General features: G+C 66.0%; 14 protein-coding genes. 11 read left to right on the forward strand and 3 right to left on the reverse strand.

Going from position 1 to position 13,075, the window contains the following annotated elements:
* Positions 1-69 precede the first annotated feature (69 nt).
* From hemC to ABMA59_RS15350, 6 genes are all read left to right on the forward strand, one after another.
* Positions 70-999 carry a hydroxymethylbilane synthase gene (hemC, locus tag ABMA59_RS15325; protein ID WP_349006237.1) on the forward strand — a complete coding sequence of 310 codons (930 nt, stop codon included), beginning with the start codon at positions 70-72 and terminating at the stop codon, positions 997-999.
* A 10-nt stretch (positions 1,000-1,009) separates the two neighbouring features.
* Positions 1,010-1,729, forward strand: a complete 720-nt coding sequence (locus tag ABMA59_RS15330) for a uroporphyrinogen-III synthase (protein WP_349006401.1) — start codon at positions 1,010-1,012, stop codon at positions 1,727-1,729.
* 92 nt (positions 1,730-1,821) lie between these two features.
* Positions 1,822-3,285 (forward strand): COG4223 family protein, encoded by a 1,464-nt coding sequence (locus ABMA59_RS15335; protein WP_349006238.1) that lies wholly within the window; start codon positions 1,822-1,824, stop codon positions 3,283-3,285.
* A 9-nt stretch (positions 3,286-3,294) separates the two neighbouring features.
* Entirely contained in the window at positions 3,295-4,920 is a 1,626-nt protein-coding gene (locus ABMA59_RS15340; protein WP_349006239.1) for a heme biosynthesis protein HemY, read from the forward strand.
* Positions 4,921-4,944: 24 nt separating this feature from the next.
* Positions 4,945-5,424, forward strand: coding sequence for a tellurite resistance TerB family protein (locus tag ABMA59_RS15345; RefSeq protein ID WP_349006240.1), 480 nt, complete (start codon positions 4,945-4,947; stop codon positions 5,422-5,424).
* The gene (locus ABMA59_RS15350) at positions 5,417-6,136 is read left to right on the forward strand and encodes a glutamine amidotransferase (RefSeq protein ID WP_349006241.1); all 720 of its coding nucleotides are present in this window, start codon (positions 5,417-5,419) and stop codon (positions 6,134-6,136) included. The genes ABMA59_RS15345 and ABMA59_RS15350 overlap by 8 nt, the downstream gene beginning before the upstream one ends.
* A 35-nt stretch (positions 6,137-6,171) precedes the next feature.
* Here ABMA59_RS15350 and hmgA read toward each other — a convergent pair whose 3' ends face one another.
* On the reverse strand, positions 6,172-7,488 hold the full coding sequence (hmgA, locus tag ABMA59_RS15355; RefSeq protein WP_349006242.1) for a homogentisate 1,2-dioxygenase: 1,317 nt from the start codon (positions 7,486-7,488) through the stop codon (positions 6,172-6,174).
* Positions 7,489-7,584: 96 nt separating this feature from the next.
* Between hmgA and ABMA59_RS15360 the strand changes: the two genes are divergently transcribed.
* The 4 genes from ABMA59_RS15360 (at position 7,585) to ABMA59_RS15375 (ending at position 10,024) form a co-directional block, all read left to right on the forward strand.
* Positions 7,585-7,884, forward strand: a complete 300-nt coding sequence (locus ABMA59_RS15360) for a DUF1905 domain-containing protein (protein ID WP_349006243.1) — start codon at positions 7,585-7,587, stop codon at positions 7,882-7,884.
* A 196-nt stretch (positions 7,885-8,080) separates the two neighbouring features.
* Complete coding sequence (ykgO, locus tag ABMA59_RS15365; RefSeq protein ID WP_188824503.1) at positions 8,081-8,206, forward strand: type B 50S ribosomal protein L36; 126 nt, start codon at positions 8,081-8,083, stop codon at positions 8,204-8,206.
* Positions 8,207-8,304: 98 nt separating this feature from the next.
* Positions 8,305-8,907: a tetratricopeptide repeat protein gene (locus ABMA59_RS15370; protein ID WP_349006244.1), complete on the forward strand. Its 603-nt coding sequence runs from the start codon at positions 8,305-8,307 to the stop codon at positions 8,905-8,907.
* Between the two features lie 52 nt (positions 8,908-8,959).
* On the forward strand, positions 8,960-10,024 hold the full coding sequence (locus tag ABMA59_RS15375; RefSeq protein WP_349006245.1) for an alpha/beta fold hydrolase: 1,065 nt from the start codon (positions 8,960-8,962) through the stop codon (positions 10,022-10,024).
* A 77-nt stretch (positions 10,025-10,101) separates the two neighbouring features.
* On the opposite strand, the gene pyk is transcribed toward ABMA59_RS15375, so the two are convergent.
* Together pyk and ABMA59_RS15385 are read right to left on the reverse strand one after the other, a co-directional pair.
* The gene (gene pyk, locus ABMA59_RS15380; RefSeq protein WP_349006246.1) at positions 10,102-11,532 is read right to left on the reverse strand and encodes a pyruvate kinase; all 1,431 of its coding nucleotides are present in this window, start codon (positions 11,530-11,532) and stop codon (positions 10,102-10,104) included.
* Positions 11,529-12,008, reverse strand: a complete 480-nt coding sequence (locus ABMA59_RS15385) for a DUF1036 domain-containing protein (protein WP_349006247.1) — start codon at positions 12,006-12,008, stop codon at positions 11,529-11,531. Before ABMA59_RS15385 ends, pyk begins: the two co-directional genes overlap by 4 nt.
* A gap of 236 nt (positions 12,009-12,244) precedes the next feature.
* Here ABMA59_RS15385 and ABMA59_RS15390 point away from each other — a divergent pair, with 236 nt between their 5' ends.
* Positions 12,245-13,042, forward strand: coding sequence for an N-formylglutamate amidohydrolase (locus ABMA59_RS15390; protein ID WP_349006248.1), 798 nt, complete (start codon positions 12,245-12,247; stop codon positions 13,040-13,042).
* The last annotated feature ends 33 nt before the right edge of the window (positions 13,043-13,075 follow it).

The following is a 13,075-nucleotide window of genomic DNA, read 5'->3' on the forward strand; positions in this document are numbered from 1 at the left end:
CGGGGAATTCCCCGTTAGGAGAGGCCCGGCCGGGCTCCCTTGCCGGCTGCCTATCACGGACCGGGCTTGATGCAAACTGCTACCCTCAGGATTGGAACACGCGGAAGCCCGCTGGCGCTTGCCCAGGCACACGAGACGCGGTCGCGGCTGATGGCCGCGCACGGCCTGCCGGAAGAAGCCTTCGCCATCGAGGTGATCGCCACCAGCGGCGACCGTATTCAGGACCGGCCGCTGTCGGAGGCCGGCGGCAAGGGGCTGTTCACCAAGGAGATCGAGGAGGCGCTGCTCGCCGGCCGCATCGACATCGCCGTGCATTCGTCGAAGGACATGCCGACGCAGCTTCCAGACGGCTTGCGGCTCTCCGCCTTTCTGCCACGCGAGGACCCGCGCGACGCCTTCATCGGCAAGGCGGCCGATGCGATCGAGGCGCTGCCACATGGCGCGACGGTCGGCTCTTCCTCGCTGCGCCGTCAGGCGCTGATCCGGAGGATGCGGCCGGACATTTCGGTGGTGACGTTTCGCGGCAACGTGCAGACGCGGCTGCGCAAGCTGGAGGAGGGGCAGGTGCATGGGACGATCCTCGCCAATGCCGGCCTGAAGCGGCTCGGCATGGCCGACGTGATCACCGACCTGATGCCGTTGGAAAAGTTTCCGCCGGCGCCGGGGCAGGGGGCCATCTGCATCGAGAGTCGCATCGGGGATGCTCGGGTGGATCGATTGGTCATGCCGATCAACGATGGTCCGACCTGCGTGGCTTTGCTTTGCGAACGTGCCTTCCTTGCCGCGCTCGATGGTTCCTGCCGAACACCCATCGCCGGTTACGCGACGGTGGACGGTGACGATATGCATTTTTCAGGGCTGATCCTGTCGCCCGACGGCCGGATGGCGTTCGACGTCGAATTGAACGGCAGTATCGGGGGAACCGAAACCCTAGGCCGCCGCGCCGGGGAAATCGCGCGCGACAAGGCCGGAACACGCTTCTTCGAAAGCTGGACCTGACTTGGCAAAGGTGCTGGTGACCCGACCGCAGCCGGGTGCAGCGCGCACCGCCCGGCGCCTTGCCGAACTAGGGCATCGGCCGGTCGAACTGCCGCTGACAAAAACCGTTGCCTTGCCCGTGGACGAAACCTCGCTTGGCCCTGCGGCCGACGCCGTGGCGGTGACCAGCGCAAACGCGCTGCGGCACGCACCGGCCTCCCTGCTCGCACGTCTCGCCGACCGCCCCTGTTTTGCCGTGGGCGAGCGTACCGCCGCCGAGGCGCGGGAACGCGGGTTCCGGAAAGTGACGGCTGCCGCCGGCGATGCAGCGTCTCTCGCCGGGCTGATCGAAGAGCGTGTTCGTTCCGGCGCGACGGTCGCCTACCTGACCGGAAAGGTCCGCCTCGGCGACTTCGAGGTGCGGGCAGTAGATGCCGGCATGAACTTCGTCGTGGCCGAAACCTACGATACGCAGGATATCGACTATCCGCCGCAACGTCTCGCCGAGATATTTGGCGCGGAACCGATCGATGCCGTGCTGCTTTATTCGGCCAATGCAGCCGGCTGTTTTTCGAGGTTGCGCAGGCCGGAGGGTTTTGAGGATTTGATGGCGCGGGCAGCGTATCTATGCATGTCATCGCGTGTCGCCGACAGGCTCGCGAAGCAGACGAAAGCGCGTATTCTTGTCGCACCGGAGCCGTCGGAAGCGGCCTTGCTTGGACTTCTGGAACATGTGGCCGGGCGGCCATGAGCCGGCCTCTTTTCAGCCTTGGCTGATGTGATAGGTATCGACCGAGGTCCGGCCCGCCGGCTCGCGAACGACAACAGAGCGGAGACCAGCGCATGGTCAAGACGCCGAGAACCCGGCATTCCAAGACGCGGCGCGAGCCGCTGACCATCGAACTCGATCCGGCCGATGTGTCGCGCGTGGCCGAGGCCGAGCCGCAGGGCGAGTCCTCCCTGGCGACGGATGCTGTGGAGCCGATGGTTGAAGCCGACGCCCCGAAGGAGCCCACGGCCGAAGCCCCGGCGGAAACAGCCGCCGACGAGACCGATCCGGTCAAAGCCGATACGGACACGACGTTCTCCACCGAAACCGGCACTGCCGCCCAGCCCGAGCAGGAGTACCAGCCGGCGGAGGCGGCGCAGGAGCCGGCCGGCTACCGTTTCGACGAGCCGGAAGCGAAGGACACTGATCGGCCCGCATTCGAGGAACCGGCCAAGCCCGGCGTGTCGGAACCTGCCAAGGCAGCCGCCCCGCCTCCACCGCCACGCCGCGACGGATTTTCGCGTATCGCGGCAGGCGTCATCGGCGGTGTCGTCGCCCTGGCAGCGGCCGGCGGGCTTCAGTACGCTGGCCTGCTTGGCACGCCGGCTGCGCAGTCCGGCGGCGGCCCGCTCGGCGCCGAAATCGAAGGCCTGAAGCAGGAAATCGCCGCGCTGAAGAGCGATGCTGGCGGCGGAGATTCGTCGGGCGACGTCACGGCGCTGGTCAGCGGACTGGATGCGGTGAAGGCTGACGTCGCCGCGCTGAAGGATGCCATGTCCTCCGGAGCCGGCGGCGATGCGGCGGCCGTCCAGGCGCTGGGCGACCGCATGAAGGAACTCGAAACCGCACTTTCGGCCCTCGGCCAGGCCGGCGCGCCGGACGAGGCCGCGCTCTCGCAACTCGGAGAGCGGATCGCGTCGGTCGAGGGGCTGGTCAAGTCGGCGGGCGAATCGGTGACGGGCGTCGAAGGCAGGCTGGCTGCGTTGGAACAGTCCGTGACCGCGCTGACCGGCCGCGTCGACACGCAGGCGCAGCAGCCGAAGATCGCGCTGGCCATCGCCACTGCGGCGCTGAAATCGGCGGTCGACCGTGGCGCACCGTTTCAGGCCGAACTGGAGACCTTTGCGGCGATCGTGCCGAACGCGCCGGAGCTTGCAACACTGCGCGCCTATGCGGAAAAGGGTGTTCCGACGCGCGAGACCTTGCTTGCCGAGGCCGAACCGGCGGCGGCAGCGATGATCGCGGCGGCAAAACCCGTCGATCCCAATGCTGGCTATTTCGACCGGCTGCTCAGCAGCGCCGAGTCGCTGGTTTCGGTGCGGCCTATCGGCGAGGTCGAAGGCACCGGCGTGCCGGAAATCGTGGCGCGCATGGAAGTTGCGCTGAAGGCGGGCGACCTCGACAAGGCGGTGACCGAGTTCGACGCGCTTCCGGATACGGCGAAGGCCGCTGCCGGCTCTTTCGGCGAGAGTCTGAAAGCGCGCCGCGATGTCGAGCGGCTGGTCGACCAGGCGATTGCCGGTGCGATGAAGGCCTGAGGACGATAGATGATCCGTATCCTGATCTTCCTCCTCGTCGTTTTCCTGCTCGGGCTCGGCTTCGCGTGGCTTGCAGACCGTCCCGGTGACATGGTGATCACCCTCGACGGCTACCAGTATCGCGTCACCCTCATGGTCGCGGCCGTCGGCGTCGTCGCTGTGGTCGCGGCGGTCATGATCCTGTGGTGGCTCATCAAGTCGATCTGGAACAGCCCCTATACGATTTCACGCTATTTCCGGGTGCGGCAACGGGATCGCGGCTACCAGGCGTTGTCGACCGGCATGATTGCCGCCGGCGCGGGCGACGCGGCACTTGCCCGCAAGAAGAATAAGGAGGCGGCAAAGCTGATCCGCTCCGACCAGGAGCCGCTAATCCTGCTGCTCGACGCGCAGGCGTCGCTGCTGGAAGGTGACCACGACGGAGCCCGCCAGAAGTTCGAGGCCATGCTCGACGATCCCGAGACGCGGCTGCTCGGCCTGCGCGGGCTCTATCTGGAAGCCGAGCGGCTGGGAGACAGCGCGGCGGCGCGGCACTACGCTGGACGCGCCATCGACCTTGCACCGCAGCTCGGCTGGGCGGCGGATTCGACGCTGGAGGAGAAGACCGCGCGCGGCGACTGGGACGGCGCGATCAAGATCATCGACGCGCAGAAGGCGACGCGGCAGATCGAGCGCGATCAGGCGAACCGCAAGCGGGCGGTGCTGCTGACGGCCAAGGCGCAGGCGTTGTTCGAGACGGGGTTCGCGGCGGCCAAAACAGCGGCGCTGGAGGCCAACCGGCTGCAGCCGCATTTCGTGCCGGCGGCAGTCGCCGCCGCCAAGGCGCTGTTCCGTGGGGACGATACCCGCAAGGGCGCGAAGATCCTCGAAGCCGCCTGGAGAGCCAATCCGCATCCGGATGTCGCCGACCTCTATGTCCACGCCCGTCATGGCGATGCGGTGAACGACCGGCTGGCGCGGGCGAAGAGGCTCCAGTCGATCAAGCAGAACCATCCTGAATCGTCGCTGGCGGTGGCACGGGCCGCGCTCGATGCCGGCGATTTCGCGCTGGCGCGCAAGGAAGCCGAATCGGCGATCCGCATGCAGCCGCGCGAAGGCGCTTGGCTGCTGCTGGCGGACATCGAGGAAGCGGATACAGGCGACGTCGGCAAGGTGCGGCAGCTTCTCGGCAAGGCGGTGCGCGCGCCGCGCGATCCGGCCTGGGTGGCGGACGGCATCGAATCGGAGACATGGGCGCCGATCTCGCCGGTCACCGGCCATCTCGATGCGTTCGAGTGGCGCATTCCCGTCGAGCGCCTGGGTCGGGTGATCGAGGACGTGCCGGACGAGACGCCGGTGCTCGCCGCGCCGGCTCCGGCGGTGGCCGAGGAGCCGGTTGAAGTTGCCGCGCCTGAACCCGTCGCCGAGCCGGCGCCGGCGGTCGTCCAGGCGCTTCCGGAGCCGGCCAATGACTACAAGCCCGCGAGCCCGGTGGTGGAGCCGAAGGTGGCCGTCACGGCCGAACTCATCGAGGCGGATCATGCGTCGGAGGAGCCGGTCGGGCAGGCGGTTGTCATTGCGCCGCCTTTGCCCGATGATCCCGGCGTCGATCCAGACGCTCCGGCCAAGGCGCCGCGACGCTTCGGATTGTTCTGACGGGCGGGCGCGGGGTTGTCGACTATGCTTGAACGGATGATGTCCTTCTTCAAGGACCTGCCCGGCGCCGGCGGGAGCGGCATAAGCCGGGACGATCCGCGCGTGGCCGCCGCCGCGCTGATGTACCATGTCATGGATGCCGACGGCGTCCGCCAAGATGCGGAGTGGGACAGGATCAAGCAGATCCTAGGGGAGTACTATCATATCAGGGGCCGGGAACTCGACGAGCTTGTGAAGGCAGGCGAGAAGGCCGAGCAGGAATCCGTCGACCTCTATGCCTTCACCAGCGTGCTCGGCCGTCATCTCGACGAGGCGGGCCGTATCGCCTTCATCAGGCTGATGTGGGACGTGGTCTATGCCGATGGTGTGTTGCATGAACTGGAGGACAACACTTTATGGCGGGTCGCTGATCTGATCGGCGTCGACCGCCGGGAGCGCGTGCTGGCCCGCCAGGAGGCGGCGAAAAAAGTTCCGGACGCAAAGGGCGTGCCATCCGATGAGTAGAGTGACGGCCGGCAAGCGGCCGCGCATCCTCACCGTGCTTCATCAGGAACTGTCCAGCCCCGGCCGCGTCGGCCATCTGCTGGTCGAAAGCGGCTTCGACCTCGACATAAGACGCCCGCCGCTCGGCGATCCGCTGCCGGATACGCTCGCCGGGCACGCGGGTGCCGTGGTGTTCGGCGGGCCGATGAGCGCCAATGACGGCGACGAGTTCGTCAAGCGCGAGACCGAGTGGCTGGCCGTGCCGCTGGTCGAGAACCGGCCCTTCCTCGGCATCTGTCTCGGCGCGCAGATGCTGGCCAACCACCTCGGCGGCAGTGTCGGCAGCCGCGACGACGGCATCGTCGAGATCGGCTGGTATCCGCTGAAGGCGACCGAGGACGGCAAGAAGCTGATGCATTGGCCGGAGATGGTTTATCAGTTTCATCGAGAAGGTTTTTCACTGCCGAGCGACGCGACCCTGCTCGCCACCGCCGATCATTATCCCAACCAGGCGTTCCGCTACGGCGACAATGCCTGGGGCATCCAGTTCCATGCCGAACTGACGCGGGTGATGATGCAGCGCTGGGTGGTGCGCGGGGCACATCGCTTCGAACTGCCCGGCGCCCAGCCCGGCCGCGACCATCTCGGCGGCCGCATGATCTGGGACATGCATTTGAAGCGCTGGCTGACGGAGTTTCTTGCGACCGTGTTCGGCCGGCCCGAAGCGGCCTGACGAATCTCCGGCGGCGGTGGGCGACTGCGATTGGCTCAATCGCTCCAATCGCCCTCCGGGGTCCCGTTGAAGCGTTTCTTCAGGCCCGCCCAGCAGTCGATGTAGTCCTCCTGCAAGGTCTTCAGTTCAGCGGCGAAGCTGGTGAGCATCTGGGGAAAGCGCGTCTCGAACATGAAGGCCATGGTGTTTTCGAGTTTTGCCGGCTTGAGCTCGGCGCGCGAGGCTTTTTCGAAGCCGAAGGCGTCCGGCCCGTGCGCCAGCATCATGTTGTGGAGGCTGACGCCGCCCGGCACAAAACCCTTCTCCTTGGCGTCGTACTGGCCGTGGATCAGGCCCATGAACTCGCTCATGATGTTGCGGTGATACCAGGGCGGGCGGAACGTGTCCTCGGCCACCAGCCAGCGCGGCGGGAAGATGACGAAGTCGACATTGGCCGTTCCCTCCTCGCCGGAGGGCGCGGTCAGCACCGTGAAGATCGACGGATCGGGATGGTCGAACAGGATGGCGCCGACCGGCGAGAAGGTGGCGAGGTCGTATTTGTAGGGCGCGTAGTTGCCGTGCCAGGCGACGACATCCAGAGGCGAATGGCCGAGTTCGGTGACGTGGAACTGGCCGCACCATTTGACGATCAGCCGGCAGGGCGTCTCCTTTTCCTCGAACCACGCTACCGGCGTCTTGAAGTCGCGCGGATTGGCGAGGCAGTTGGCACCGATCGGGCCGCGGTCCGGCAGCGTGAATTTCGCGCCGTAGTTTTCGCAGACATAGCCGCGCGCCGGGCCGCCGGGGATCTCGACCTTGAAGGTGAGGCCGCGCGGCAGCACGGCGATCTCGCCGGGTTTGATCTCGATGACGCCCATCTCGGTGACGAAGCGCAGGGTGCCGACCTGCGCGACCACCAGCATCTCGCCGTCGGCATTGAAGAAATGGTCGTCCACCATCGAGACATTGGCGCCGTAGACATGGGCGGCCATGCCCGACTGGCCGAGCGCGTCGCCTGCCGTGGTCATGGTGCGCATGCCGGATATGAAGTCGGTCGGTTCCTCCGGCATGGGCATCGGGTCCCAGCGGTACTGGCCGAGCGCCAGCGCATGGTTTTCGGCGCTCGGCGCGGTTTTCCACCGCGGATAGGGGGCCGTCTTGAAGCGGCCGTGATGTCTGACGCTCGGGCGGATGCGGTAGAGCCACGAGCGCTCGTTGGTGCCGCGCGGCGCGGTGAAGGGCGAGCCGGAAAGTTGTTCGGCGTAGAGCCCGTAGGCCGGACGCTGCGGCGAGTTGCGGCCCTGCGGCAGCGAGCCCGGCAGGGTCTCGGTCTCGAAATCGTTGCCGAAACCCGGCATGTAGGAATGGGTCATGGCATTTCTCCTGCTCGCTCCGATCCATGCGACGTGTTGCAAGCCTAACCAGCCGGAATGTAACCATCAATGCGGGTGAGCACCGGGAGAGAGCCCATGTTGCAGTTCAGGTTCGAGGCGGAAGTGATTCATTGGCGGGGTCCGTCGCCCTTCTTCTTCGCACCCATACCGGCGTATCATAGCGAAGAAATCCGACGGGTATCGAAACTCGTAACTTATGGATGGGGCGTGATACCCGTCGAGGCCCAGATCGGCGGTGTGGTTTTCCGCACATCACTGTTCCCCAAGGACGAGATATATTTGTTGCCTCTCAAGGTGGACGTCAGGCGGAAAACCAACATAACGGCGGGCGATCCGGTTTGCGTCGACATGACAATTCGGCCTGCCCAGCGATAGACCGCCCCTGGCGTCCGGCAGCGATCATCGCTTTCGCTGCCCCATGTCGCGGAGCCCGGTGAAACCGATCTCTCACGCAGCGCAAGCTTGACAGCCGGTCGCCTTTCCCCTTATGAGCCAGCAACACTTTCGGGCGCGCTCTCGGGCGCGCCTTTCCGTTAGGCCCTGCCGGGGCCCCGTTCGACAGGCCAGACCAATGAAGATCAAGAATTCGCTCAAGGCCCTGAAGGGCCGCCACCGCGACAACCGTATGGTTCGCCGCAAGGGCCGCATCTACATCATCAACAAGACGGCTCCGCGCTACAAGGCGCGCCAGGGCTGAGCCCCGGCTCGCCGACGATCCCGGCAGCGGATCCATCCGCGCGGGCATCACGCGAATTTCAGTTTGACGTTCCGCTCCGGGGCCCTAGAGTCCCCCGGATGCGGAATCGTTTTGCTTTCCTGACGGCATTGGCGCTTTTCGGCGCCGCTCCCGCATTCGCCGCCGGTGCCGCTTCTCCGCCTCCGACCGAAAAACCCGAAGCCACCGCCCCTAAGACCAAGGCCGAGCGGCTCGATGAACTGTTCGCCAATCTCAAGCGTGAGCGCAACGAGAAGGCGGCCGAGCGCATCGCCTCGCGCATCTGGGAAGAGTGGAACCGCTCCGACAGCGCCATCGTCGACCTGATGATGCAGTGGTCGCAGCAGGCGGTCGAAAAGAAAAAATTCGACGTCGCGCTGGATTTCCTCGATCAGGTCGTCACTCTGTCCCCGGATTATGCGGAAGGTTGGAACCGCAGGGCGACCGTGCATTTCATGATGCACAATTATGCGAAGTCGATGGCCGACATCGAGCGCACGCTGGAGCTCGAGCCGCGACATTTCGGGGCGCTCTCCGGCCTCGCCCAGATCATGAAGGAAACAGATCGCAAGGAATTGGCGCTCGACGCCTACCAGCGGGTGCTGGTCATCTATCCGATGATGCGAAACGCCCAGAACGAGGTCGCCACACTGTCCGAGGAGCTGACCGGCGAAGGCATCTGATCCGCGTCCGATGCCGCGCGTATAAAACGATCATCCCCGCCGGCAGCCCGTCTTGAATCTCCTTACAGCCGCAGTCGCTTTCGTACTTGCCCTCGTCCTCGTGCTGATCGGGGTGACGCGCATCGGCGTGTGGCTGATCGACCGCCGCAACCCGCCCGTCGGTCAGTTCGTCGAGATCGACGGAGCTGATATCCACTACGTGCACGTGCCGGCGCCAGCTGGTGCGGATTTACCGCCGCTGGTGTTCATCCACGGCGCCAGCGCCAATCTCAACGACCAGATGGTGCCGTTGCGGCCCCTGCTGGAAGGTCGCGCCGAGATGCTGTTCTTCGACCGTCCCGGACATGGTTGGTCGGAGCGCGGCAGCGGCAACGAGACGCCGGAAGGTCAGGCGAGGACGCTGGCGGCACTTCTGGACAAGCTCGGCATTGCGAGGGCGATCGTCGTCGGCCATTCCTTCGGCGGCGCGGTGACGGCGGCTTTCGTGCTTGAATATCCCGACAGGGTGGCCGGCTTGGTCTTCGTGTCGGCAGCGACCCATCCGTGGCCGGGCGGCGGCACTTCCTGGTATTACGAACTGGCCCCCGTGCCGGTGATCGGCAGGTTGTTTTCCGAAACGCTCGCCTATCCGGCAGGCATGCTGCGCATGGCCGCCGCGACGGACTGTGTGTTCGCGCCCAACCCTACGCCCGAAAACTATCTGGCCCGTGCCTCGATAGAGCTGGTGCTGCGTCCGGCAACGTTCCGCGCCAACGCCATCGACGTCCGGGGCCTCTATGCCTTCGCGCTGGCCAACGCGCAGCGCTACCCCAACATTTCGGCGCCGACGGTCGTGATCTCCGGCGACCGCGACACGGTGGTCTACGAGGAACTCCATTCACTCGGCCTGGCGCGCGACATTGTCGGCGCGAAACTCGTCTGGGTGAAGAACCTCGGCCACAAGCCGGACTGGATCACGCCGGAACTGATCGTGGCAGCGGTAGAAAAGCTTGCCGGCAAGCCGGTCGATCTCGATGGAATGGCGAGGGCTGCCGAAGCCCGGATCGCCGGCGACCGGCAGGGCGAAGGCGTCTGCGTGGATGAGAAGCCGGCCGGCGCCGAACTCGCGCCGCAGTAGTATCGTCCCGCGTTCTGCCTGTCTATCTATCGGGTTGCGCTGGTTGGACGGGAGAGACCGGCCGGCTCTCGAAGCACTCAGGCGCGCTTGTCGGCCTCGATATAGGCGATGCGGAGCATGTTGGTGGAGCCGGGGGTGCGCAAGGGCACGCCGGCGGTGATGATGACCCGGTCGCCCTGCTTGCCGAATTCCTCCACCCTGGCAATCCGGCAGGCGCGCTCCACCATGTCGTCGAGATCGGCGGCGTCGGGCGTTACCACGCAATGCGTGCCCCACAGCAGCGATAGCCGGCGCGCCGTCGCCACGACCGGCGAAAGCGCGATGATTGGCACACGCGGCCTCTCGCGGGCGGCGCGCAGGCCGGTGGTGCCGGAGGCCGTATAAGTGACGATGGCCGAAAGGTTCAGCGTTTCGGCAATCTGCCGCGCCGCCAGCGACACGGCGTCCGCGCCCGTGGCTTCGGGCTCGGAGCGCTGGGCGTTGATGATGCCGGGATAGAACGGATCCTGCTCGACCTGCTCCGCGATGCGGTTCATCATCGCCACCGCTTCGACCGGATAGGCGCCGGCAGCGGATTCGGCTGACAGCATGATGGCGTCTGCGCCTTCGAAAACCGCAATCGAGACGTCCGATACTTCCGCGCGGGTCGGCACGGGCGCCGTGATCATCGATTCCAGCATCTGCGTGGCGACGACCACCGGCTTGCCGGCACGCCGCGCGGCGCGCGTGATCTGCTTCTGGATGCCGGGCACGGCCTCCAGCGGCATTTCGACGCCGAGGTCGCCACGCGCCACCATGATCGCGTCCGAAAGCTCGATGATCTCGGGCAGCCGGGCAACCGCCTGCGGCTTCTCGATCTTCGACATCAGCAGGGCGCGGCCGCGGGCGATCTTGCGCGCCTCGGCCAGATCGTCCGGGCGCTGGACGAAGGACAGCGCGATCCAGTCGACGCCGGTGGCCAGCACTGCGTCCAAATCGGCGCGGTCCTTCTCGGTCAGCGCACCGACCGGAAGCTCGGTGTCGGGAAGGCTCACGCCCTTCTTGTCGGAAATCTTGTCGCCGGCGACGACGATCGTCTCGATCGAATTGCCGTCGCAGCGGACCGCCCTGAGTTCCAGCTTTCCATCGTCGATCAGCAACCGGTGGCCCGGCTGGACCGAGCGCAGAATCTCCGGGTGCGGCAAATGCACGCGATCGGCATTGCCGGGCGCCAGATCGTTGTCCAGCGTGAAGGTCTGGCCGAGCTTGAGCGCAACCTTGCCGTCCGCGAATTTGCCGACGCGCAGCTTTGGTCCCTGCAGATCGGCCAGAATGCCGATCGGCCTGCCAATCGCCTCCTCGACCGACCGGATACGCTCGACCAGCGTGCGCATCTGCGCATGGTCGGTATGGCTCATATTGATGCGGAAGACGTCGGCGCCGGCCTCGAACAGCTTGCGGATCATCTCCGCCGACGAGGAGGCCGGCCCGATGGTGGCGAGGATCTTGACCTTGCGGCTGCGTCTCATGGTGTAGGCGTCCCCGTCGCGGCGGCATCTCCGCCGGTCGCGGGCTGGTCGATGAGCTGGACCATCCAGCTTGCCTGTTCGCCCGTGTCGTATTCCTGGAAGCCGGCGCGCTGGAAACCTCTGGCCACGCAGTCGGTCACGCCGGCGATCTTGAATTCCTTTTCCGCCACGCACATGGTGATCGGACCGTCCCAGCGGCCGCCGCGCTCGGCATCCTCGGCGTAGAGGTAGTAGAAGCGTGACGCCAGCGGCCCCTCGATCAGCGTCTTGCAACTCGAACCCTCGACATGCCACCAACCCTCGGTGACCCAGCCGGCCTTGGCGCGGTAGCCTATGCCGACGCCGACGAGGTTCTGGGTGGCGTTGCAGACCCGGAAATCGGCGCGCGCCTCGGTGGCGCCGAAGGCAAGGAGCGCCGTGAAGGCCGCCGCAACCGCGACGGCGCAACGGCTGCGCTGGCCGGCGGCAAGGACCATTTCCAAACCTCTCGAAGCTGACGAAATCATTCCCGGGCACCCCTTTTCGGAAAACTGCGCGCACATGTCAACGCGCGCGGCCCGTCGATCCAATCGATTTAAGTCGCGGCGCGTCAATTCGTGATTCCCGCTTCCGACTTCCGCCCCAAGATTGGCGAAACAACGGCATTGCGCAGTCCTTCGCTTCGTGGAAAGACCCGTCGTCCGCAGAATGCAACGACCCATATGGAATGTTCATGACACGCTCGGCACTTTTCGCCCCTGTCGTAATGATCGAGGGCGATCGGCGCCGCGGCATCCTACTGGTCGCCGACCATGCGCGCCGCGACCTGCCTGACGAATATGGCGACCTCGGTCTGCCACGAACCGAGTTCGACCGCCACATCGCTTACGACATCGGCGTCGAACAGGTGATCCGGGGGCTTGCCGCTCGCCTCGGCGTGCCGGCGGTGTTCGCCGGTTTCTCGCGGCTGCTGATCGACCCGAACCGGGGCGAGGATGACCCGACGCTGATCCGCCAGCTCTATGACGGCACGATCGTCCCCGCGAACTATCCGATGGCGGATGCGGAGCGCGAGCGGCGTCTGGACATGTTCTACCGTCCCTACCATGACGCCGTGTGGGCGATGATCGCCTCGGTGGCGCGGGAAAGCGGCGCGCCGCCGCTGATCTTCTCGATCCATTCCTTCACGCCGGTCATGCAGGGCCGGGCGCGTCCGTGGCATGCCGGGGTGTTGTGGGACCTTGACGACCGCGTCGCCAAGCCGCTGATCGAGATGCTCGCCGCCGACCCGCTGCTGACGATCGGCGACAACGAACCCTATGACGGGGCGCTGAAGGGCGACACCATGTACAAGCACGCCATCGTCAACGGTTTTGCCCATGCGCTGCTGGAGATCCGGCAGGATCTGATCGCGGATGCGGCGGGTGCGGACGCCTGGGCCGAGCGGCTGGCGCCGATCGTTGACGCTATCAACCGGCGATCCGATATACATGTTGTGAAGCAGTACGGGTCGCGCACGGGGCCACTCTAGGGACCGAGATGTCTGCCGGATGGCAGGCTGCGA

It is taken from the genome of Mesorhizobium yinganensis (assembly GCF_040081985.1).
GTDB classification, from domain to species: domain Bacteria; phylum Pseudomonadota; class Alphaproteobacteria; order Rhizobiales; family Rhizobiaceae; genus Kumtagia; species Kumtagia yinganensis.